This is a genomic window from Winogradskyella alexanderae (genome assembly GCF_020166335.1).
Taxonomy (GTDB): domain Bacteria; phylum Bacteroidota; class Bacteroidia; order Flavobacteriales; family Flavobacteriaceae; genus Winogradskyella; species Winogradskyella alexanderae.
This window is the reverse complement of record NZ_JAIUJR010000008.1, coordinates 12,880-35,436: the sequence shown is the minus strand read 5'-3', so window position 1 is coordinate 35,436 and position 22,557 is coordinate 12,880. Positions and strand designations below refer to the sequence as shown.

General features: G+C 35.9%; 21 protein-coding genes. 9 read left to right on the top strand and 12 right to left on the bottom strand.

Translation table 11 applies throughout. The annotated features are described in order from the left end of the window. The first annotated feature begins 13 nt into the window (after positions 1-13). Positions 14-1,081: a branched-chain amino acid aminotransferase gene (locus LBU54_RS11805; protein WP_224529891.1), complete on the top strand. Its 1,068-nt coding sequence runs from the start codon at positions 14-16 to the stop codon at positions 1,079-1,081. Beyond that, a complete protein-coding gene (locus LBU54_RS11800; protein WP_224529874.1) occupies positions 1,082-3,130 on the top strand; it encodes an alpha-ketoacid dehydrogenase subunit alpha/beta in 2,049 nt (682 codons plus the stop codon). Here the strand turns inward: LBU54_RS11800 and LBU54_RS11795 are convergent. The 4 genes from LBU54_RS11795 to LBU54_RS11780 all read right to left on the bottom strand — a co-directional run bounded on the left by LBU54_RS11795 (position 3,127) and on the right by LBU54_RS11780 (position 7,731). Beyond that, complete coding sequence (locus tag LBU54_RS11795) at positions 3,127-4,812, bottom strand: SulP family inorganic anion transporter (protein ID WP_224529872.1); 1,686 nt, start codon at positions 4,810-4,812, stop codon at positions 3,127-3,129. The two genes, LBU54_RS11800 and LBU54_RS11795, sit on opposite strands and share 4 nt — an antisense overlap. Positions 4,813-4,926: 114 nt before the next feature. After that, complete coding sequence (locus tag LBU54_RS11790; protein ID WP_224529868.1) at positions 4,927-5,550, bottom strand: DUF4136 domain-containing protein; 624 nt, start codon at positions 5,548-5,550, stop codon at positions 4,927-4,929. A 10-nt stretch (positions 5,551-5,560) separates the two neighbouring features. Beyond that, positions 5,561-7,555: a urocanate hydratase gene (locus tag LBU54_RS11785; RefSeq protein ID WP_224530331.1), complete on the bottom strand. Its 1,995-nt coding sequence runs from the start codon at positions 7,553-7,555 to the stop codon at positions 5,561-5,563. A gap of 14 nt (positions 7,556-7,569) precedes the next feature. Continuing rightward, positions 7,570-7,731 (bottom strand): DUF5522 domain-containing protein, encoded by a 162-nt coding sequence (locus LBU54_RS11780; RefSeq protein WP_224530330.1) that lies wholly within the window; start codon positions 7,729-7,731, stop codon positions 7,570-7,572. Between the two features lie 49 nt (positions 7,732-7,780). Here LBU54_RS11780 and LBU54_RS11775 point away from each other — a divergent pair, with 49 nt between their 5' ends. From LBU54_RS11775 to hemL, 4 genes are all read left to right on the top strand, one after another. Then, a complete protein-coding gene (locus tag LBU54_RS11775; protein WP_224529866.1) occupies positions 7,781-8,104 on the top strand; it encodes a hypothetical protein in 324 nt (107 codons plus the stop codon). Positions 8,105-8,110: 6 nt separating this feature from the next. Then, positions 8,111-9,022, top strand: coding sequence for a 1-aminocyclopropane-1-carboxylate deaminase/D-cysteine desulfhydrase (locus tag LBU54_RS11770; RefSeq protein WP_224529851.1), 912 nt, complete (start codon positions 8,111-8,113; stop codon positions 9,020-9,022). Positions 9,023-9,093: 71 nt separating this feature from the next. Then, the gene (locus tag LBU54_RS11765; RefSeq protein ID WP_394370858.1) at positions 9,094-9,813 is read left to right on the top strand and encodes a glucosaminidase domain-containing protein; all 720 of its coding nucleotides are present in this window, start codon (positions 9,094-9,096) and stop codon (positions 9,811-9,813) included. A gap of 3 nt (positions 9,814-9,816) precedes the next feature. Continuing rightward, positions 9,817-11,103, top strand: coding sequence for a glutamate-1-semialdehyde 2,1-aminomutase (hemL, locus tag LBU54_RS11760; protein ID WP_224529847.1), 1,287 nt, complete (start codon positions 9,817-9,819; stop codon positions 11,101-11,103). A 44-nt stretch (positions 11,104-11,147) separates the two neighbouring features. Here hemL and LBU54_RS11755 read toward each other — a convergent pair whose 3' ends face one another. The 5 genes from LBU54_RS11755 to lysS all read right to left on the bottom strand — a co-directional run bounded on the left by LBU54_RS11755 (position 11,148) and on the right by lysS (position 17,670). Then, on the bottom strand, positions 11,148-11,477 hold the full coding sequence (locus tag LBU54_RS11755) for a hypothetical protein (protein ID WP_224529844.1): 330 nt from the start codon (positions 11,475-11,477) through the stop codon (positions 11,148-11,150). Between the two features lie 102 nt (positions 11,478-11,579). After that, positions 11,580-12,017 (bottom strand): hypothetical protein, encoded by a 438-nt coding sequence (locus LBU54_RS11750; RefSeq protein ID WP_224529841.1) that lies wholly within the window; start codon positions 12,015-12,017, stop codon positions 11,580-11,582. A gap of 243 nt (positions 12,018-12,260) precedes the next feature. Further along, positions 12,261-14,714, bottom strand: a complete 2,454-nt coding sequence (locus LBU54_RS11745) for a zinc-dependent metalloprotease (RefSeq protein ID WP_224530325.1) — start codon at positions 14,712-14,714, stop codon at positions 12,261-12,263. 139 nt (positions 14,715-14,853) lie between these two features. Further along, positions 14,854-15,834 carry a hypothetical protein gene (locus tag LBU54_RS11740; RefSeq protein WP_224529838.1) on the bottom strand — a complete coding sequence of 327 codons (981 nt, stop codon included), beginning with the start codon at positions 15,832-15,834 and terminating at the stop codon, positions 14,854-14,856. A 144-nt stretch (positions 15,835-15,978) separates the two neighbouring features. Then, positions 15,979-17,670 carry a lysine--tRNA ligase gene (gene lysS, locus LBU54_RS11735; RefSeq protein WP_224529835.1) on the bottom strand — a complete coding sequence of 564 codons (1,692 nt, stop codon included), beginning with the start codon at positions 17,668-17,670 and terminating at the stop codon, positions 15,979-15,981. 248 nt (positions 17,671-17,918) lie between these two features. On the opposite strand from lysS, the gene LBU54_RS11730 reads away from it, so the two are divergent. After that, a complete protein-coding gene (locus LBU54_RS11730) occupies positions 17,919-18,806 on the top strand; it encodes a hypothetical protein (protein WP_224529832.1) in 888 nt (295 codons plus the stop codon). A gap of 49 nt (positions 18,807-18,855) precedes the next feature. Here the strand turns inward: LBU54_RS11730 and LBU54_RS11725 are convergent, their stop codons facing one another. The 3 genes from LBU54_RS11725 to LBU54_RS11715 all read right to left on the bottom strand — a co-directional run bounded on the left by LBU54_RS11725 (position 18,856) and on the right by LBU54_RS11715 (position 21,342). After that, positions 18,856-19,746: a thioredoxin family protein gene (locus LBU54_RS11725; protein ID WP_224529829.1), complete on the bottom strand. Its 891-nt coding sequence runs from the start codon at positions 19,744-19,746 to the stop codon at positions 18,856-18,858. A 27-nt stretch (positions 19,747-19,773) separates the two neighbouring features. Beyond that, entirely contained in the window at positions 19,774-20,178 is a 405-nt protein-coding gene (locus tag LBU54_RS11720; protein ID WP_224529826.1) for a DUF1573 domain-containing protein, read from the bottom strand. Positions 20,179-20,286: 108 nt separating this feature from the next. Beyond that, positions 20,287-21,342, bottom strand: coding sequence for a response regulator transcription factor (locus LBU54_RS11715; RefSeq protein ID WP_224529823.1), 1,056 nt, complete (start codon positions 21,340-21,342; stop codon positions 20,287-20,289). Positions 21,343-21,611: 269 nt separating this feature from the next. Here LBU54_RS11715 and LBU54_RS11710 point away from each other — a divergent pair, with 269 nt between their 5' ends. Beyond that, complete coding sequence (locus LBU54_RS11710; protein ID WP_224529821.1) at positions 21,612-21,770, top strand: YqaE/Pmp3 family membrane protein; 159 nt, start codon at positions 21,612-21,614, stop codon at positions 21,768-21,770. A 67-nt stretch (positions 21,771-21,837) separates the two neighbouring features. Then, entirely contained in the window at positions 21,838-22,536 is a 699-nt protein-coding gene (gene lipB / locus LBU54_RS11705) for a lipoyl(octanoyl) transferase LipB (protein WP_224529819.1), read from the top strand. Positions 22,537-22,557: the final 21 nt, after the last annotated feature.

The window sequence follows — 22,557 nt, the reverse complement described above, 5'->3', positions numbered from 1 at the left end:
AAAAGCCAGAACTATGAGTTATAACATTCCAATCACTAAAGTTGAAAAATCTAAGGTAGATGCTTTAGATTTCGACAATATTCCGTTAGGTACAACATTTACAGATTACATGTTTGTCTGCGATTACGAAAATGGAAATTGGGTAAATCCTAGGATTGAACCACTTAGGCCTATACCTACACACCCAGCGGCTATGGCATTGCACTATGGACAAGCAATTTTTGAAGGAATGAAGGCATACAAAGATCCTAAAGGCACACCAATGCTGTTTAGACCAATACAAAATGCTTCTAGGATGAACAAAAGTGCAGATAGAATGGGTATGCCAATGTTTCCAGAAGAATTATTTGTAGAAGGACTAAGAGAATTGGTAAGTTTAGAAAGAAATTGGATACCGCCACAACAAGGGAGCGCATTATATTTGAGGCCGTTCATGTATGCTGACGAACCATTTATTGGAATGCGTGCGGCAACACATTATAAATTTATAATTATGGCTTCGCCCGCAGGTCCGTTTTTCAGTAAGCATATAAAATTATGGGCTGAGAATTACTTTATAAGAGCAGCACAAGGCGGTACAGGAGAAGCAAAGGCCGCTGGTAATTATGCCGCAGCAATTAGACCAACTGAATTAGCAAAAGCAAAGGGCTATGATCAGGTTTTATGGCTAGATGCAGAAGAGCATCAATATATACAAGAAGTTGGTACGATGAATATCTTTTTTAAAATCAATGGTGAATTTATAACTCCCGAGTTAGATGGTTCAGTGTTACATGGTATTACACGGGCAAGTGTTATTGATTTATTAAGAGATATGGGCTTTAAGGTTACCGAAAGAAAAATAACTATTCAAGAAATAAAAGAAGCTTCGGAAAATGGAACTCTAGAAGAAGCTTTTGGCACAGGTACTGCTGTTGGAATAGCCTATATTGAAGAAATTGGTATGGAAGGTAATACTATTCGAGTTTCAACCGAAAGCCCAGTAGCTGTTAAGGTTAACGATACTTTAAATGCAATAAAAACAGGTCTAGTAGAAGATACTTTCGGATGGATGAAAAAAGTTGAAAACGAACTCGCTTAGATGAAAAAGGATATTCTAAAAAAAGGATTTACAAAACTCTGCACAGCCAAAGCAATGGCTGAATTATATGAAGCAAATTTTAAACAAGTCTCAAAATATGTACATGCAACTTCGAGAGGACACGAAGCAGTCCAAATAGCACTTGGATTGCAATTGTTACCACAAGACTATGCATTTCCATATTATAGAGATGACGCTATGTTGCTTGCTTTCGGCTGTACACCATATGATTTAATGTTGCAACTTTTAGCAAAAAAAGACGATCCTTTTTCTGGTGGTCGCACGTATTACTCACATCCTAGTTTACGAGATGACGATAAACCAAAAATACCACATCAGTCCTCAGCAACAGGTATGCAAGCTATTCCGGCAACAGGTGTAGCTATGGGAATGCAGTATAAGGAACAACAAGGATTAAATGATAAGTCTATCGAAAATCCAATTGTAGTTTGTTCTTTAGGTGATGCTTCAGTAACAGAAGGAGAAATTGCAGAAGCATTTCAAATGGCAGCCTTGAAGCAAATGCCAATTCTATACCTGGTACAAGATAATGGTTGGGATATCTCTGCAAATGCGCAGGAAACTAGAGCCCAAGATGCTTTTGAATATGCACAGGGTTTTTATGGATTAGATGCTATCAGTATTGACGGTGCTAATTTTATTGAGAGTTATAAGACTATTGAAAAAGTTATTTCGACCATTAGAAGAGAAAGACGGCCTATTTTAGTACATGCAAAAGTACCGTTGTTAAATCATCATACCTCTGGAGTCAGAATGGAATGGTATCGTGATGATTTAGAAGAAGCAAAATCTAGGGATCCCTATCCTGTGATTAAACAGCAGATGTTGGACGCAGGCTTTACTATAGAAGAAATTGAGCATATTGAAAACCAGGCATATGATAAAGTAAAAGCCGATTTTGAGCGTGCTCTTGAAGCGGAAGATCCTAAACGGGAAGATTTATTTACGTATGACTTTGTACCAACACCCATAACTGATGAGGTAGGAACTAGAGAACCTGAGGGAGCAGAACGAGTAGTAATGGTTGATTGTGCTTTGTTTGCTGTAGAAGAACTGATGAAGGCCCACAAGGAGTGTCTTTTGTATGGCCAAGATGTTGGCGGTAGATTAGGAGGGGTTTTTAGAGAAGCAGCAACCTTAGCACAAAAATTTGGAGACGATAGAGTTTTTAATACACCTATACAAGAGGCATTTATTGTAGGTTCAACTGTTGGGATGAGTGCCGTAGGCTTAAAACCAATTGTTGAAGTTCAGTTTGCGGATTATATTTGGCCAGGCCTAAACCAATTATTTACAGAAGTAAGTCGAAGCTGTTATTTGTCTAATGGCAAATGGCCAGTAAGTATGATTCTACGAGTACCTATTGGAGCATATGGTAGCGGAGGACCATATCATTCATCTTCAGTTGAAAGTGTATTAAGCAATATTAGAGGAATTAAGATAGTTTATCCAAGTAATGGAGCTGATTTAAAAGGCTTAATGAAAGCCGCTTATTACGATCCCAATCCAGTGGTAATTTTAGAGCATAAAGGCTTATACTGGTCAAAAGTGCCAGGAACACAAACTGCAACATCGATTGAACCTTCTGAAGATTACATACTACCGTTAGGACAAGCTTGGGTGTTACAAGAAATTTGGAAGCAAGAAGATGCAGAGACACTGACGATTATTGCTTACGGCATGGGTGTGCACTGGGCTTACAATGCTTCTGGTGAATTAGATATGAGAGATCAAATTGAAATAATTGATTTAAGAACCTTGTTTCCTTTGGATGAAGGAACAATTATGAAGTCCGTCAAGAAAACAGGTAAATGCTTAGTGGTAACCGAGGAGCCGTCAAATAATAGCTTTGCCAGAGCCTTGGCAGGAAAGATACAAGAAGAATGTTTTAAGTTTTTAGATGCTCCAGTAATGGTAATAGGAAGTGAGAATATGCCGGCAATTCCGTTAAATTCTACGTTAGAGCAAACTATGATTCCTTCAACTGGAAAAGTGAAGGCAAAAATTGAAGAATTACTAAATTATTAATCGCCCTTAATATTATAAGAGGATAGAGGTTCTGTAAATTTTTCAGGATCCTCTGCCAAATAGTAACGTGGATCGTCAATAGCCTCTACAATCACTTCTTCGAATATCGGACTTCCCTTACGTAAAAGTACCTTGCAATCCTGACTGAGGTGTTTTAGTTTAATGTTCTTTCCTGCTGCTTTATATTTGTTAACAAGATTGAAAATGGCCTCTAATGCTGAATGATCGCTTATACGAGATTCAACAAAATCGATTTCAACATTATCAGGATCATTTTTCACATCAAACTTTGCGTTAAAATTTTGAATTGAGCCAAAAAATAAAGGTCCCCAAATTTCATAAGTTTTAGTGCCATTAGACTGTATACGTTTGCGCGCTCTGATCATAGTAGCGTTTTTCCATGCAAATACCAATGCCGAAATTATAACACCTGCAATTACCGCAATGGCTAGATCCTTCCAAACAGTAATAGCAGATACTGCAATTAAGACTATTGCATCAGAAATTGGTATTTTTCTCAGAATTCTAAAACTACTCCATGCAAATGTTCCTATAACAACCATAAACATAACTCCTACCAAGGCAGCAATTGGAATTTGTTCAATTAATGGTGCGCCAAAAAGCACAAAGCACAGTAAAGCAATTGCAGCTACAGCACCCGATAATCTACCACGTCCTCCAGAATCTACATTTATAATAGATTGACCAATCATAGCACAACCACCCATACCACCGAATAAACCATTTAGGATATTGGCACTACCTTGAGCAATACATTCTCTATTACCGTTCCCTCTGGTTTCCGTTATTTCATCAACAAGATTTAATGTCATAAGAGACTCAATTAATCCTACAGATGCCAAAATAAATGCAGTTGATACTATCAAATCCCAGTGGCCTGATAAGGTACCGAAAAGTCCAAAAATCTGATCTTGAAATGTTGGTAAACTACCTTGCAGTCCATCGCCACCACCTTCTCTTATGAAGCTACCAACAGTGCTCATTTCTATATTTCCAAAAATGGTTATGCACGCCACGACAATAATAGCAATTAAGGCTGCAGGAATTTTTTTAGTGAGTTTAGGCAGACCGTACATTATAGCCATTGTTAGACCTATGAAGCCCATCATTTTCCAGAATGGTATATTTGAGAAGAGTGCTCCGAACCACTCAGAGGTACTATTTAAAAACGATATATCTTTGGGTACGGCATTGGGAAAAAGACCCAGTTGAGATAAAAATATTACTATGGCCAATCCGTTTACAAAACCCATCATTACAGGATGAGGAATTAGCCTAACAAACTTACCCAATTTAAAGATTCCTGCTAGTATTTGAATACCGCCTACAAATAATAGGGTTATAAATAACCATTGTAATCCCAAATTTTCAATTGGTGTTTCTAGATTTACCCCAACCTCATTACCTTTTTGAATTAAGTGCACCATTACAACAGCCATGGCACCTGTTGCACCAGATATCATACCTGGTCTGCCGCCAAATAAAGCCGTTACAATTCCCATCATAAAAGCCCCATATAAACCCACTAATGGATCGACACCTGCAACAAAGGCAAAAGCAACCGCTTCAGGTACTAATGCTAGTGCCACTGTTAATCCAGACAGTATATCATTTTTTGGATTTTGGGTAAAATTCTTTCTTGTGGTTTGACCGAGTATCATAGTTGATGTGCTTAAAAGTCGGCAAAGATATATTATTTAATGAAATACCCTAAAGAACAAATACTGCAAAAAAAAAGCACCAAATAATGGTGCCTTATTTATAAATCATTTTCCCTAAAGTTCAGGAGGAAATTGTTCTAAGGTTTTTTGAACAAATTCCTTAATTCTTGCTTCTTTCTTTTCTATGTTTCTGGTTTCCAAAAATCCGGTACCTGAGCCCTGCCAAATCAGTTCTTTCTGTGCATTATCAATGATGTCAATGTACAGCATCCCTTCAGTTCTTGTGGAAACTTGGTTGCCTCCCCAGCCCCAACCAGGTCCCCAACCCCAACCAGGACCCCAGCCCCAGCCCCAGGCGCCGAAGCCACCCCAGCCCCAGCCACCCCAGGCGTTATTAAATACGTCTACTCTTTTGTTGGATTTTGTAAACATACTTATAAGCACATCTGGATTTTCGGATTTGGTGTATCCTTTGGCCATCATTTCGCTTTCAATGGCTCTTAAAATTCTTCGTTTGTCAATATCGCTTATTTCTGCTTTATCAATACCTGGCTTAAAAAAGGCGAAGGTTTTGTATTGATCAAAATTAGCCTCTCGGTCATAGTCTGCAGCAACTCTTACTGTGCTACAAGAGGATAAAACTAATGCAAAAACTAGAATTGGGATAAATCTTGCTAGTCTTTTACTCACGACATTTCGTAATGGAGAGTGTTCGTGAAATTTTTTTAAATTTTTCATATCGCTTTTTTTACATGTTTTCAAATAATCCATCATCAACAATATTTGGTAGTGTAATTTTGAGATTGGGTTCTGCTTCCATAGCACGTTTTATAGCAAAAATGGCGCCTTCATTTCGTGCCCAACTTCTTCTGGAAATACCATTGTTAACATCCCAAAATAACATTTGTTTTAAACGTTGTGATGCTTCTTTAGTACCATCAAGAATCATACCAAATCCACCATTAATTACCTCGCCCCAACCAACGCCGCCGCCATTGTGAATACTTACCCAAGTTGCGCCCCTAAAGCTATCACCAATGACATTTTGAATAGCCATATCTGAGGTAAAACGCGAGCCGTCATATATATTACTTGTTTCGCGGTATGGTGAATCTGTTCCTGAAACATCATGATGGTCACGCCCCAATATTACTTCGCCAATTTCACCGATTTCGATGGCCTTATTAAATGCCTCTGCAATTTTTATCCTGCCCTCTGCATCGGCATAAAGGATTCGTGCTTGCGAACCGACTACAAGTTTGTTTTCTTGAGCACCTTTAATCCATTTGATATTATCTGCCATCTGTTGCTGAATTTCCTTTGGAGAATTCTTCATAATTTCCTCCAATACATTACGGGCTATTTCATCTGTTTTTGCTAAATCCTCTGGCTTGCCACTAGCACAAACCCAACGAAATGGTCCAAAGCCATAATCAAAGCACATAGGTCCCATTATATCTTGAACATAGCTAGGGTATTTAAATTCCTTTCCTATTTCTTTGCTGTCCGATAAAACATCAGCTCCTGCTCTAGCGGCTTCTAACAAAAAGGCATTGCCATAATCGAAAAAATAAGTACCTCTTGATGTATGTCGGTTTATTGCTTCTGCATGCCTTCTAAGTGCTTCTTGGACTTTTTCTTTAAATACATTTGGTTCACTCGCCATCATCTGGTTAGCTTTCTCGAAACTTAGCCCTACAGGATAATAACCACCTGCCCATGGGTTATGTAATGAGGTTTGGTCACTGCCTAAATCAATATGAATGTCTTCTTCATAAAATTTTTCCCAAACATCAACAACGTTGCCAAGATAGGCTAAAGACACAGTTTCTTTTTCAAGTTTCGCCTTCTTCACACGAGCCACAAGTACATCTAAGTTGGTTATTTTTTCATCTACCCAACCTTGATCAAGGCGTACTTGTGTAATTTTAGGATTAACTTCAGCGCATACCGTGATGCATCCAGCTATGTTTCCCGCTTTAGGTTGTGCTCCAGACATACCTCCAAGGCCTGAAGTCACGAACAAATGTCCTTTTGGAGCTTTCCCGATTTTTCTAAAACCATTTAAAACCGTAATGGTAGTGCCATGCACGATACCTTGTGGTCCAATATACATATAGCTCCCAGCAGTCATTTGGCCATATTGGGTTACACCAAGTGCATTATATTTCTCCCAATCATCTGGTTTGGAATAATTAGGTATCATCATCCCGTTGGTGACCACAACGCGAGGTGCATTTTTATGAGAAGGAAAAAGTCCCATTGGATGGCCTGAGTATATAACCAGTGTTTGCTCATCATTCATCTCGGCCAAATATTTCATGGTTAATCTATATTGCGCCCAATTTTGAAAAACAGCACCATTGCCACCATAAGTAATAAGTTCGTGAGGGTGTTGTGCTACAGCATAATCTAAATTATTCTGAATCATTAGCATAATTCCTGCTGCCTGTTTTGATTTAGCCGGATATACTTCGATTGGTCGTGCATACATTTCATAGTCAGGTCTAAACCTGTACATGTATATGCGACCATATGTTTCAAGCTCAGCTTTAAATTCAGGGAGTAGTGCTGAATGATGTTTTTTATCAAAATAGCGCAAAGCATTCTTCAATGCTAGTTTTTTTTCAACCTCAGACAAGATAGCCTTTCGTTTTGGAGCATGGTTTATATTTAAATCATAAGGTTTTGGAGTAGGAAGTGCATCCGGAATACCTTCCAAAATTTGATCCTTAAATGACAATTTTGTTGCTTGCATCACTTGGTTTTTAGAGCGTCTTTATTAAAGCCATATGGGCAGTGGCGACAACCACTTTCGCAACAATATCCTCTTTTTAAAAGGTATTGTTCAGTAAAACAGCGGTAGCCTTCCGGTGTATAATAAAAATCACCTTCTTCAATTGGGACATATTTCTTCATCATATACAAAGATAACGTAATTTGGTGTGATTTTTGAAGCCTATAAATCGTGATTCTAATTTCAAAATATATAGTCCCTAAAGGTTATACAGGTATTGCTCTATTTCCTTTTTTAATATTAAAGTCGAAAAAACTTATTACAGATGATGTTTTGCTTAACCATGAAAAAATACATTTAAGACAGCAGTTAGAGCTTCTTGTAATTCCGTTTTACGCAATATATGTTTTAGAATTTGTAATTCGATTTTATAAAACAAAAAATTGGCATGGTGCGTATAGGGCCATTTCATTTGAAAAGGAAGCATATACGAATGAGGCAAATTTATACTATTTAAAAAAACGAAGAATTTGGGGTTTTATAAATTACTTTTGATTTATAATGAAAGAAATTGAAATTTCAAGAATTCAGGAGTTACCAATAATTACAGGGGGAAAAGTTGGCCTTTTTATTAAACGCGAAGACGAGTTGCACCCATTTGTATCGGGCAATAAATTTAGAAAACTTAAGTATAATTTAGAAGAGGCTAGATATCAAGGCAAAGAAATACTTTTAACCTTTGGTGGTGCTTATTCTAATCATATTGCGGCCGTAGCCTATGCTGCAAAGAACAAAGGATTTAAATCTATTGGTGTAATTCGAGGAGAGGAACTTTACAACAAAGTAAATTCAAATCCTACTTTAAAATTTGCCAAATCATGTGGTATGGAGTTTATGTTTACCACTAGAAAAGACTATAGAAACAAGTACAATATGTCTTTTCTTTCCAATCTAAAAGCTAAATTTGGAGACTTTTATTTGATTCCTGAAGGAGGCACCAATCAATTAGCGGTAAAAGGATGCCAGGAAATTTTAAATTATTCAGACTCGCAATTCGATTTTATTTGTGTTTGCGTAGGTACCGGAGGAACAATTTCGGGATTGATTAACGCCTCTAAACCACATCAAAAAATATTGGGATTTCCAGCCTTAAAAGGTGATTTTTTAAAAAGAGATATTCGTAAATTTGCAAAACAAAAAAATTGGAATTTAATAACGGATTATCATTTTGGCGGTTATGGAAAAATAAAGCCAGAATTAGTGACGTTTATAAATAAATTTAAAAATGATTTTGGAATTCCTTTAGACCCAATTTACACTGGAAAAATGATGTTTGGGATAATTGATTTAATCCAAAAAAATTACTTTACAAAGGATTCTAAAATTCTTGCAATTCATACCGGTGGATTGCAAGGCATAGAAGGAATGAACCTAAAGCTAAAGGATAAGAATTTGCCCTTAATAGAACTATGAAAATTTCAAATAACTTAATTGTTTGCATAGTTATAGCGATGATGTTTAGTTGCGGACCAAAAAAGGGTATTGTGACAAAAAAGAAGCATGATAAAGACAAAACTGTTGAAGTTACAGTGTCAAAAGATGAATCTGAAAAAGAAGTAAGAACTGTTTCGGAGCCTATTAGTTCTGTTGATGCTTACATTTCCAGATATGCGAGCATTGCGAAAAGTCAAATGGTTACTTCAAAGATACCTGCGAGTATTACTCTTGCTCAGGGAATATTAGAATCTGGTTCGGGTAGGGGCAGATTGGCTGTTGAAGCCAATAACCATTTTGGGATTAAATGCCATGGTTGGAAAGGCGCAAAGATATATCATGATGATGACAGGTCTCAAGAATGTTTTCGAAAATATGACCAACCAGAATTGTCATACAGAGATCACTCTCAGTTTTTAACAGGCAGAAAACGCTATGCTAAACTATTTGAACTAAGGCCAGACGATTACAAAGGATGGGCAAAAGGACTAAGGGCGGCAGGTTATGCAACAGATAAGCGTTATCCTCAAAAATTAATAAGCCTTATTGAACGCTATGAATTGTATAAATATGATGATGAAATACTTAATGGTAAAGAGCCAAATAGAGTAAGAGTTAATAGTGGTATATCCTTTCATATTGTAGAAAAGGGTGACACCCTTTATTCGCTTTCTAAACGTTATAATACAACTGTGGAGGCGATTAAAGAAATGAATAATTTAAATTCAAATGACTTGGCAATTGGCCAAGAGCTAAAGATTCCAAATTAATATATGTTATATCAAAGAAGTAGTGCCTTATTTAAAGAGGCAAAGACAGTTATTCCTGGTGGTGTAAACTCTCCCGTGCGAGCATTTAATGCTGTAGGAGGTACACCAATATTTGCAAAATCGGCAAAGGGAGCGTACGTTTACGATGAGGATGGTAATCGCTTTATTGACTATATAAATTCTTGGGGACCAATGTTGTTGGGGCATGCTTACCCTCCTGTGGTTGAAGCAGTTATAGATAAAACGAAGGAAGGTACATCATTTGGAATGCCTACGGAGTTAGAAACAAAAATTGCTAAGTTGGCAGTTTCAATGGTGCCTAATATAGATAAAATCAGGTTTGTAAATTCTGGTACTGAAGCATGTATGAGTGCCATAAGATTAGCACGTGGTTTCACCAAAAAAGATAAGATCATAAAGTTTGCTGGTTGCTATCATGGACACAGTGATTCCTTTTTAATTGCAGCAGGTAGTGGTGCAGTTACTTTCGGTACACCAAATAGTCCAGGTGTAACCCAGGGTACTGCAAAGGATACCTTACTGGCAAATTATAACGACCTATCTAGTGTACAAGAAATTGTTGATGCCAACCCGAATCAAATTGCCGCAATAATAGTTGAGCCGGTAGCAGGAAATATGGGTTGTATACCTCCTGTGAAAGGATTCTTGGAAGGATTAAGAAGTATATGTGATAGCGATGGTATTCTCCTGATTTTTGATGAAGTTATGACTGGTTTTAGATTAGCCAAAGGAGGTGTTCAGGAATTAAAAGATGTTTATGCAGATATTGTATGTTTTGGTAAAGTTGTTGGAGGTGGATTACCTGTTGGAGCCTTTGCCTCAAGAAATGAAATTATGGATGTATTGGCACCAAACGGACCTGTTTATCAAGCCGGAACATTAAGTGGTAATCCATTGGCTATGGCAGCGGGTTATGCTATGCTCAAAGCTATAAATGAAGATAAAGGCTTAATGAGTCGTTTAGAGGAAAAAACCAAATACCTACATACCGGTATCACAGAAGCATTAAATAAGAATAATGTAACACATACTGTTAATCGAATAGGCAGTATGATATCGGTTCATTTTTCTGAAGAAAGAGTTATTGACTTTAATACAGCCGCAAAAGGTAACAATGACACATTTAAGGCGTTTTTTCATGGTATGTTAGATAGAGGTATCTATATAGCACCAAGTGCATTTGAAAGCTGGTTTATAACGGATGCGCTGACCTATCAGGATTTAAATGAAACTATTGCTGCGGTTGAAGAGATCGCAAAGACTTTATAAAAAAAGCCTCGCTAATGCGAAGCTTTTTTCTTTAATACAATTGATTAATCTTTTGTGAATTCTTTAAAACGAACATACTGTTCTTCAGTAAGAATAGTTCTGATTTTATCGTCTAGCAGTTTGTTTATTTTTTCTTTTACACCCTCTTCAACAACAGAAACCTGTTTTAAGTCTAGGGTAGCTTGCATATACTCTTGATATGCGGCATAGACTTGATTCCTTTGATTATCATCAAATTTTATAAACTTTCTAAGTTCTTCTGTTCTTTCAGAGGCTTTTTTATTCACTTCAATAATACTGGTTTGTGCTGATATTGTCTGTGAACCTAAAAATAGAGCTAAAGCAAAAAAGCAAAGCGCAATTACTTTTTTCATATTGGATTATTTAATTATTGAAGCCTAAAATAACAATTTTATTTAATTAATTAAAAAAGTATCGCCTAAGCGATACTTTTTAAAGCAAAATCGAATTTTGATTTATTTTTTAGTTGCTCGTTTACCCTTTCTATGTTGCTTTCTGGGTTTCATTTTTTCAAACTTAGCATATTGCTCTTCTGTTAGAATATCCTTCATCTTTCTCTTCATTTCAATCTGATTATCTAACCTTTCATTTTGCATTTTAAGAAATTCCTCTTTAGATGGTTTTTCTTTCTCCTCTTTATTTTGATGCGCCTCTCTTTTCTTTTGTCTATCAACCGCCTGCTCTAAAAGAATTGATTCAACTTGTCTTTGTTGTTTATCTGTTAAATCTAATTTTAATGTAAGTTTTTTGGTTTTAAGATTGGCCACTTCTTGTGGCGTCATATCTTTCACTATTTCATTTCTATGCTGTTGGCCTTTACGATCTTGTTTGCGGTCCTGAGCAGTGGCACTCATTGTTAGAATAGCCAGTGCAATTACTACTAAATTTCTCATTATCTTATTGTTTTAAGTTATATCGCTTTGACTAAGTGAAAGAGAATAGGTTTAAACTTCAAATGGGTTTTAACAAATAATTATTACAAAAAAATTATTAAGAGTTTGGTTTTTTTGAATGGAAGGATTTAGTTACAGTAATCTTATTCAGTTTGATAATTGTAATAATGCCGTGGAGGTGGTACTTTAATAAAAAAAGGCTTCAAATTTATTGAAGCCTTTTTTTAAATTCTTATGTTATTATTATTTCGGGTCTAAAATATTATTGACGCGTTCCAACGCATCAGCAATATGAATTCTACTCATAGCATCGCCACCGCGCGCATTTCGCAATTGTGAACGCAAGGATTTAAGTTCAGCTCTTACAACGGCCCTAATATCCGATTGGCTCACATTTACTTGTGTTCCTCCAAATAGACGTCTAAACTCTGGTGGAAGATTAGACGTTTGCTCATTGGTCATAATGAATTCCATACGCTCTATGTATGCACGTTGTAAATTACGTCTATATATATCTATTTTTTTTCCAGTGCGTAGTTCACTAAACAAGCCACGACGTAAATCTTTCATCATGTCATAAAGTCCGTAAGCTTGACTTCCATTAATCGATTCATTTTCTAAAAGACGCTGCATTCTGCCAAAATCCATCATATTGTTTAAAGTGCGTGTTTGAATACCTCTTACGCGTTCGATATGTCCTGCACTTTCAATCTTATTAAAGATGTTATTATCTAACATCCAGTCTGGTGTTGTAAACAATTGATCTTGTAAAAATTTCATGGCTTTTTTCTGATGATCGCTATCTACATGTGTATAAACTGCACCGTCTTGATCATAGGTTTTGTAGTATTCATAAACACCACCTATATTGGAAGCTACATGTCCCATGTATCTATTAAATTGGCCTAAAACTTGCCCATACATTGTTTCCAAATCATCATAGTTTTTACCATCCTCAGCAGTCCAATCAATTAAATTTGGAACAATACGCTTTAAGTTTTTGATACCATATTCACTTGCCAATACAGCGTCATCACCAAGATCTTCAGTTTGTGAACTTGGATCTATAACACCAAATTGCTGTCTTCCAAAACGGTATATTGGGTCATCAGCACGCTCCAATATCCAACCATCAAGCGTTTTCTTTTCATCCTCAGGTGTTTCAGCATCCAAAATAGGTTTGTAGCCCCACATAATGGAATATTTATCATAAGGTCCAATATTAGGCATTAGAGCAACACCCTCGTCGCCAGGTTGCGCCACATAATTAAAACGCGCATAGTCCATTATAGAAGGCGCAGTACCATATTTTTTGGTAAACTCAGCATCACGAAGTTTCTCAACAGGGTATGCAACGCTGCTTCCCATGTTATGCGGTAAGCCAAGTGTATGTCCTACTTCATGAGAAGATACAAAACGTATTAACCTACCCATTACTTCTTCCTTGAATTCTACACCCCTAGCATCAGGATTGATTGCTGCGGTTTGGACGAAGAACCAGTTGCGTAATAACGTCATTACGTTGTGGTACCAGTTAATATCACTTTCTAAAATCTCTCCAGATCTTGGATCACTAACGTGAGGTCCATTGGCATTTGGAATAGGAGATGCTAAATATCTTACAACAGAATAACGTACGTCTTCTGGAGACCATTCCGGATCTTCTTCTGGTGTCGGAGGATCCTTGGCTATAATGGCATTTTTGAAGCCTGCAGCCTCAAAAGCTACTTGCCAATCCTCAATACCTTGTTTTATGTATTTACGCCATTGTTTTGGTGTAGCCCTATCAATGTAATAAACTATTGGTTTTTTGGGTTCTACCAATTCACCACGCTTAAATTTTTCGATATCCTCGTCTTTTACTTCTAGTCTCCAACGATCTAAATAGCGCACTGTTTTACTTTCTTGAGCATCAAGACCATAATCTACTTGGCCCCTAGCGAACCAACCTACACGTTGGTCAAACATTCTACGCTTCATTGGTACTTCAGGCAATAGAATCATGGAGTTATTAATTTCTAATGATATACTTCCTGTACTTGCATTGGAAGGCGGGCGCCCTGCCGCATATGTTTTTACGTGTCTTGCCTCAATATTTTGAGGGTAACTTTTAACCGATTCGATAAACGACTTATCGGATTCTAATCTTGTTATTCTATATTGCTGTCGTCTAGACTGAGGGAAGCCTAACGCTTTAACATCTTTTTCAAAAAGAGGTGTAACATCTATGACGGTGCTGGTAGAGTCTTTGCCAATAGCCTTAATTGGGAAGGTTGCTAAGACGGGTTCAAAATTTGAGTTTACAACCGCTTCGCTTACAGGCAAGGAGTCTGCCGCAACAACTTGGTGAGACACGACTCTTAGAACAACTTTTTTATCTTTTTTCTGCCAGCGTAGTACTTGTGTGTTTTGTTTTCCACCACCAAAACCAATGCCGCTCGCTGTTTTGGCAATACGTGTCACCATAAGCATTTCTCTTTCGAATAATGAATCTGGTATTTCGTAGAAAAATTTATCATCTAAACTGTGAATGGTAAAAAGACCTTCGTCACTTTTGGCATCTTTTGTAATTACTTTATCGTAGGGTTGAGGATCGTTTTTTCCAGGCTTTTTTCCTGGTGGTTTTGCCATGGCTGCGGCATCTGGAGATTTGGATTTTTTACTTGCTTTTTCTGCGGTTTTACATGAAAAAGCCATAAAAGCTAGTGCTACGAAAAGTAGTCTAATGTTAATATGCTTCACGTTAGTCGGTTTTAAAAATTCGCATGAAAATACGCATTACCGAAGCAATGTTTATGTTAAAGAAATGACTTTAATATTTATTTAACGCTCCTTTTTATAGGGAATCCAAGTATTCTTGAATTAGAGAGATGCCTTCATCATGTAAAATGGTTGTTCCAATAAACGGCATACTAAAGCCATCATTAAATTCCGATATACGAAAATTAATACTTTGCTTGCGGTTTATGATATTTGACTCGCTTAATGGTGTGGAGAAATCTAGATTCAAGGTGGACTGATCTTCACAAAAACCACCGGGTATGTGACAATGTGCACAATTGATATCCATGTAAGCACGCGCTCTTTCTTCTAAACTAACTGAGGCATCTTCCCAATTAGGGAGACTTGTTATGGTATCAGAATTAGAAAGTCCATCTAAAAGATTTAAATCGATGATTTCCTGCAATTGGTTAACGCCATTTCTTTCAAAGTTTAAAGACCTAAGTTTAGGACCAATAGGTGTCATGTTGTTGTAAGAACTGTGACAGGTAAAGCAATCGGTGTTAGAGGGTACCTCATAATTAATGGTCTGCTCTGTTCCATTTTCGTCAATCCAGGATATAGGAACTATTCTGCCATCTGGATCTAAAGTAGCTTCGCTTAAGTCTTCATTCCAAACATAGTCTCCAGACTCCCAATTTCCATTAATTTTTATGAGGACACGAGTTTCAATAATCTGTTGCCCTAAAGAAGGGTCACGCTCATCAAGATTGTAATAAAAGGTTTTTGCTATCACTGTGTTATCCGGGAAAATTGGTAAACCATCTCCATTGAACTCCATCTTAGTGTTTTCAGGTAGAGCAATTAGGCGTTGTTTGTGGGCATAATCTGTGAATAAAGGTGTATTGAGGTTATAAGGTAGCACTTTTGGATTTGTTTGGAGATCACTCAAATTATCGACATATAGATTTAGTTCAGAAAGGTTTGTCCGAAATTCTGCTACTACAGACGGCGCTTCAATGCTAGTGATGGGTTCGTCATTCTCGCATGAAGTAATAAGAGACATGACAAGGAACAATAAGGAAAATCTTTTCATTTTGGTTATATAGCTCTAAAAGTCTGGACAATTTACTAAAATTGAACATATTAGCAAGTTTTATATAACTGCACTGGATGATAGAAATGAAAAAAGGGACTATCTGCAGATAACCCCTTGTTATATTTAACGCTGTATTTAATCTTAAACCAGCTCCACAAAAAGGCCTTCTTCGGTTTTTTCAACTTTAGTTAAACCTAATTTACCAAGGCCTTTAATACCCTTGTCCCAACCTTTATTGCTTAAACCCGATTGTGACTTTAATTCTGATAAATCCATTCGTTTTTCAGCTTTCAGAATATTGAAAATGGCTTTCTCATTGTCGCTGAGCTCAACTTTTTTCTTTTCAGGTTTCATTTGTGGGAAAAACAAAACTTCTTGAATACTCTGTTTGTTGGTTAAAAACATAACTAATCTGTCCATGCCAATTCCCATTCCAGAGGTTGGTGGCATCCCATATTCTAGTGCTCTTAAAAAATCAAAATCTATGAATTCTGTGGCTTCATCATCACCCTTTTGAGCAAGCTTTAATTGATGCTCAAATCGCTCACGCTGATCGATAGGATCATTTAATTCAGAATACGCATTGGCAATTTCCTTTCCACAAACCATGAGCTCAAAACGTTCTGTCAGTTCAGGATTTTCCCTGTGCGCTTTGCAAAGAGGACTCATTTCTTTGGGATAGTCTATGATGAATGTCGGTTGAATGTAGTTGCCTTCGCATTTCTCACCAAAAATTTCGTCGATGAGCTTTCCTTTGCCCATTGTATTATCGACCTCAATTTCCATTTCTTTGCAGGCTTGACGGATTTCATCCTCGGTTTTACCAGCAATATCAAAACCTGTGTATTCTAAAATAGAATCGCGCATGGTAATGCGTTTGTATGGTGCTTTGAAACTAATTTGATGTTTTCCAAAAGTAGCATCGGTAGTACCATTAACGGCGATAGCGCAATGTTCTAAGAGTTTCTCGCAGAAATCCATCATCCAGTTGTAGTCCTTATAGGCAACGTAGATCTCCATGGCTGTGAACTCAGGATTATGGGTTCTGTCCATGCCTTCGTTTCTGAAGTTTTTTGAAAATTCATAAACACCTTCAAAACCGCCTACAATCAATCTTTTAAGATAGAGCTCATTGGCTATTCTCATGTAGAGTGGTATATCTAAGGTATTGTGATGTGTTACGAATGGTCTTGCTGCTGCGCCACCTGGAATAGGTTGTAAAATAGGAGTTTCTACCTCAAAATAGCCTGCATCGTTAAAAAACTGTCGCATGGCATTAAAAAGTTTTGTACGCTTCACAAATACTTCTTTTACATGAGGATTAACAGCCAAATCTGCATAACGTTGGCGATAACGCAATTCAGGATCATTAAACTCGTCATAAACATTACCTTCTGAATCTTGTTTAGGCAAAGGTAGTGGCTTCAAAGCTTTACTTAATATTTTAAACGCTTTAACCATAACTGTTTTTTCACCAACCTTAGTCGTAAACAGTTCACCTTCAATACCTATAAAATCACCTATGTCTAAAAGCTTTTTGTAGACCTCATTATAGTGAGTCTTGTCTTCGCCGGGACAAATTTCATCCCTATTAAAATAAACCTGTATGCGACCTTCGCTATCTTGCAATTCTGCAAAAGAAGCTTTACCTTGAATTCTACGAGACATTAGGCGACCAGCAATTACAACCTTCTTGCCTTCTACATACTCCGATTTTATCTGTTTAGAAGTGTGATCTACAGGATATAAATCTGCCGGGTAAGGATTAATGCCCATCGCTCTCAATTTGCCTAACTTTTCTCGTCTTACTAATTCTTGTTCTGAAAGTTGCATCCTCTAATTTTTTGAATTGCAAAATTACATTTTTTCAAAAGTTGAATGAAATCTTTTGGTATAATTTACTGATACCAGATTATTTAAGTTGAGATAAACAAATGAGAAGTCATTTTAACATGAGTTTGTAGTGATAAATATCATGTTTTTTATCACACGGATGATGTTTCTTTATATTTCCTTTTATAAAAAGAAAAATTTTTGTTTGAAAAAGGCAAGCTTTTACTTAATATCTAACATATAGTACAATGAAAAAACAAATTTTGGGACTACTTATCTTTTTAGTTTTTGGATCAGTCACTTTTGGACAGGACATATCTCCTTATATTAAGGTGGGTAAATCTGCCGAGTCTATTGAAAGTGTTGCTAACAAGGTCGAGATGGCTTTAAAAGCGAATGGATTTGAGCTCTTGGGATCTTATAATCCTTCAGGTAAATCAGCATTAAAAGTTATTGCTTTTACCAATGATGCCTTGAAATTCACTGTAGTTCAGGTAAAAGATAGAGGCGCTCTAGCAGCAATTTTTAAGGTAGGTTTAGAACAAAAAGATGGTAATGTTAATATTTCTTACACCAATCCAGATTATATTCTAAGAGCATATCTTATGGAGAATTATGAAGCGAATAAAACGACGTATATGAAATTCTCTAAAGATTTAAAAACTGCTCTCTCCAGCTTGGGAAATGATTTTACGCCTTTTGGCGGTTCTGTAAGAGCAGATAAACTTAAAAAGTATCACTATAAAATAATGATGCCTTACTTTACAGATCCTGTAGTATTACAAGAATTTGATTCTTTTGAAACAGGAATTATTAAAATTCAAAATAATTTGACAGCTAGAAAAGCCAAAACTAAGCTGGTTTACAAACTTATATATCCAGAGAAGAAAGTTGCTGTATTTGGCGTGGGCCTTGAAAGTAAAGAGGAAGGGGAATCATACTTTCTGCCTAAAATAGGAGAGGCTCATGTGGCTGCACTTCCTTACGAAATAATTTTACAAGGTAAAAAAGCTACAATGCTTCATGGTAAATATAGAATCGCTTTACATTGGCCAGATTTAACTATGGGTACCTTTATGAAAATAATGAGTACACCAGGTGATATTGAAGATGCCTTAGAAGCTATTTGCGAGTGACGAAACTATTGTGCCTGTGGGGTTTGTAGCCGATAGGCACTTGTTTAAATTAATTATTATTGAGCATTTTCAGTTTTTGCTTTAAATCTTCATCATTCGGATGTGTTTTAAGGCCAGATTCAAGTACTATAATAGCTTCGTCATTTTTTTCTAAATCGCTCAGAATATCGGCTAAATCTAGAAAGGTATACGAATCTTCAGGAAGTAACAATGTATTAAATTGAAGAACCGCAATACCTTCTTCGATTTTCTTATTATCAAGTAATAATTTACCATATGCATTTAATTCGGACGCATCATAAACTTGACCTTTATATTTTTTGAGTAGTTGATCCGTTTTCTCTTTTAGTCCTATTGTACCTTCTTTTTTAAGGATTTGGTTTAACTCCGTTACTATATAATAGTTTGATTCGTAATCATTTCCGGATATAATCTCTAAAATATCCTCTTCTAGGGTTTTTACAGGATATTCTACAATACGGTTAATTTCCTTCCCGTTTTTATAGAATATAATCGTGGGAACTCGATGAATATTTAAACCAACTTCTTCCTGTTGTGGACTTTTTTTGTACATATGATCCTCATTACTTAAAGCCACAGTGAGCAAGTTTTTCATTGGAAAATTACAAGCCTCTAAAATTCTATATAAGTTCGGCACATCCCTTCTGCTATCACCGCACCAAGTACCCATAAATATTTTAATTTCTATCTCTTTTAGTGCAGGAGCAATGAGATTAATCAATGAATCATTTGGTTTGTAGTTATTATAATTTTCAGTAAACCATGAGCGATAGTTTTTTCCTAATAATCCGGATTTATCGACTTGACCGACTAAATAAGGCTCTTGACCCTCAATTATTATTTCGGTATTTAAGCGTTGTGCATTTAAACAGATTGTGATAGCAATGGCAACTGCAACTGAAATTAATTTTATGTTCATGACATTATAAATTTGACACTGAGGTTATTACAAAGCTACAACTTTGCCTTTTACTTTTAAGATTTTGTTGCCCCCTTTGGCATTAGAAATTACCGTAATAGTTTTTGTAAATGCACCCAATCGTTTTGTGCTATACTTAATTAAGATTTCACCTGATTCTCCTGGCAGAATAGGTGTTTTTGAATAACTTGGTACAGTACAACCACAACTAGTTTTTATGCGTGTTATTAGTAATGGTGCGCTACCAGTATTGATAAAATTGAAAGTACGCAGTCCATTAGAGTTCTGTTTTATTGTACCATAATCAATTGTTTCGGTTTCAAAATTAAGAACAGCAACTTTTTCATTTACAGTTGGAGTCTCACCTGTTGAAGCATTAAAAAAAACAACACTTAAAACAACCAGAATAAAGGTCTTTAATGTTCGTTTCATAATCAAAGTATTTAGAAGTTATTATGGAACAAACATCTATTTTATATCAATTTAAATAAAAGAATGATGGTTTGAAAATGGTACTAGTACCTAGTTTGAATTTTATAACTATTTGTTAAACAAAGATTTAGCCTCATCTCTTGACTGCACATTTAATTTCTTATAAATATTGTTTGTGTGTGTTTTTACTGTACTAACACTCAAAAATAGTGACGAAGCAATGTCTTTATTAGATTTATTTTTAAGCAAATGATCTAATACTACCTGTTCTTGTTTAGATAGTTTTTCACGCAGAGTTTTTGTTTTTGTTTTTCTTGTTTTAATGGCAATCGAAACGAGATAAAAATTTATAAGAATCGAGGTAAAAAGCAATCCATAGATTAGATAATTATGAGTATAACTGTCTTGGTTAGAAAAAGCAGCTAACATATATTTATCTGCTTCAATTTCGCTGATATACTGTTTTGTATAGGGTGCTTTAGGATAAGTATTTTGAAGTCTTATTTTTAATTTGTCATAATATGGATTGTTTTTAAGATCTTCAACATAATAATTATGAAGGTCACTACTTCTGTCAGAAATATAACTGTATATATATAATTCTGCCAATGGCTCATTCAACTTCTTACCGTAATCTTGAAGTGTTTTAAACCACTTTTTATTGTTAAGTTTTCTATTGGCTTGGCTTCTGTATTCTCCATAAGCGAAACGCATATCCTCTTTAAGCGAATCTATTTTTACAAAGGCATTTGCCTTAGGATTGCTAGATTCTATGTCACAAAAAACTTGGTTTCCAAAGGATAAGGGAAGATTTAGAATATCATGATTATTAGCAATGAAGAGTAGTTCTAAACTGTTATCACAGCGACCATTAAAATGGTTAATATCTCGTTGTGTTTCTGAGCATTTATCAATATGAATCCGATAGATTCTATTTTCGGCATCTAGCATATCTCCTTTAAACTCAAAAAACCCTGTCGCGTCTGCATAAGCTCTCCCAATGATTTGTTCAGAAAATACTCCAGAGATTTTGCGGTAATCTTCTACTATGGATAAGTATACCGTATTTTGCCATTCTTCAGTATCTATGTATCCGGAAAAGGAATATTGTGCATTGATAATGCCACACCAAAACAGAAGAATTAATAAGCAAGACCTGTACATGTAACGAAACTACGGAAAAATTAAGGACTTTAAAATAGAAGAAATTACAAAGTGTAACATCTTAAGTTACTTTGCGTCATATATGTACAGAATAAAGATATTCTGTGTTTCATAAAATAATAGTTAGTTAGGTGTTCTATTGAGTTTGCCTATTTGAATTTTGTTTTTTTTCATATTGCTTTTAAAATGTTAATGTTATAAAGGCAAACTCAATAGAATTTTAATAGCTGTTTATTGAATTTTTCAACATCAAATCTTCTAACGAAATTATGAGTATCTGGCGTGTTTTACTCTCCATTATTTGTCCACCACTAGCTGTTTTTGATAAAGGTTGTGGCTCTATTTTTATTGTCTTTTTACTTTGGCTCTGCGGTTGGGTTCCAGGTGTCATTGCAGCACTGGTTATACTTAATAATCCAGAAAGATAATTCCGTATCTTTGCACTTCATTTTTACGCGTTATACCTCGAAGTAAGGAAAATTCAGAAAAAAATTAATGAATAAAGTTGTTAAGCTAGAGGATTTAGGATTGAAGGATTTTAAGGAGACATGGGATTACCAAGAGCGTCTCTTTAAATCAATTTTGGATACTAAAATTAAAAATAGAAGAGAAGACGCAGGCTTAGAAACGGATAATCATTTTTTGTTTGTAGAGCATCCTCATGTTTATACCCTTGGGAAAAGTGGTGATTTAACAAATTTGTTGTTGACGAAAGAACAATTAAAAGCTAAAAATGCAACTTTTTATAAAATTAATAGAGGAGGTGATATTACCTATCACGGACCTGGCCAAATTGTGGGTTATCCAATTTTAGACCTTGACAATTTCTTTACAGATATTCATAAATACTTACGATTTCTCGAAGAAGTTATTATTCTCACCTTGGGTGAGTATGGATTGCAAACGGAGCGCAGTCCAGGGGAGACAGGTGTTTGGCTAGATGTTGGAACACCCTTTGCCCGAAAAATATGCGCTATGGGCGTAAGAGCGAGTCGGTGGGTGACCATGCATGGTTTTGCCTTAAATGTTAATGCAGATTTAGGTTATTTTGACAATATCATTCCTTGTGGTATCAAAGGAAAGGCAGTGACCTCATTAAATGTTGAATTGGGTGAAGATTTTGTCAATGAAGAATTGGTAAAAGAAAAAATCCTGAAACATTTTTCTGATTTATTTGAGGCACACTTTGCCTAACACAAAAAAATTAATATTTAC

Bases quoted from the DNA above. Each gene is read 5' to 3' on its own strand.
- LBU54_RS11805 (WP_224529891.1), top strand. From the start codon at position 14: ATGAGTTATAACATTCCAATCACTAAAGTTGAAAAATCTAAGGTAGAT.
- LBU54_RS11800 (WP_224529874.1), top strand. From the start codon at position 1,082: ATGAAAAAGGATATTCTAAAAAAAGGATTTACAAAACTCTGCACAGCC.
- LBU54_RS11795 (WP_224529872.1), bottom strand. From the start codon at position 4,812: ATGATACTCGGTCAAACCACAAGAAAGAATTTTACCCAAAATCCAAAA.
- LBU54_RS11790 (WP_224529868.1), bottom strand. From the start codon at position 5,550: ATGAAAAATTTAAAAAAATTTCACGAACACTCTCCATTACGAAATGTC.
- LBU54_RS11780 (WP_224530330.1), bottom strand. From the start codon at position 7,731: ATGAAGAAATATGTCCCAATTGAAGAAGGTGATTTTTATTATACACCG.
- LBU54_RS11770 (WP_224529851.1), top strand. From the start codon at position 8,111: ATGAAAGAAATTGAAATTTCAAGAATTCAGGAGTTACCAATAATTACA.
- hemL (WP_224529847.1), top strand. From the start codon at position 9,817: ATGTTATATCAAAGAAGTAGTGCCTTATTTAAAGAGGCAAAGACAGTT.
- LBU54_RS11755 (WP_224529844.1), bottom strand. From the start codon at position 11,477: ATGAAAAAAGTAATTGCGCTTTGCTTTTTTGCTTTAGCTCTATTTTTA.
- LBU54_RS11750 (WP_224529841.1), bottom strand. From the start codon at position 12,017: ATGAGAAATTTAGTAGTAATTGCACTGGCTATTCTAACAATGAGTGCC.
- LBU54_RS11745 (WP_224530325.1), bottom strand. From the start codon at position 14,714: ATGGCTTTTTCATGTAAAACCGCAGAAAAAGCAAGTAAAAAATCCAAA.
- LBU54_RS11740 (WP_224529838.1), bottom strand. From the start codon at position 15,834: ATGAAAAGATTTTCCTTATTGTTCCTTGTCATGTCTCTTATTACTTCA.
- lysS (WP_224529835.1), bottom strand. From the start codon at position 17,670: ATGCAACTTTCAGAACAAGAATTAGTAAGACGAGAAAAGTTAGGCAAA.
- LBU54_RS11730 (WP_224529832.1), top strand. From the start codon at position 17,919: ATGAAAAAACAAATTTTGGGACTACTTATCTTTTTAGTTTTTGGATCA.
- LBU54_RS11725 (WP_224529829.1), bottom strand. From the start codon at position 19,746: ATGAACATAAAATTAATTTCAGTTGCAGTTGCCATTGCTATCACAATC.
- LBU54_RS11720 (WP_224529826.1), bottom strand. From the start codon at position 20,178: ATGAAACGAACATTAAAGACCTTTATTCTGGTTGTTTTAAGTGTTGTT.
- LBU54_RS11715 (WP_224529823.1), bottom strand. From the start codon at position 21,342: ATGTACAGGTCTTGCTTATTAATTCTTCTGTTTTGGTGTGGCATTATC.
- LBU54_RS11710 (WP_224529821.1), top strand. From the start codon at position 21,612: ATGAGTATCTGGCGTGTTTTACTCTCCATTATTTGTCCACCACTAGCT.
- lipB (WP_224529819.1), top strand. From the start codon at position 21,838: ATGAATAAAGTTGTTAAGCTAGAGGATTTAGGATTGAAGGATTTTAAG.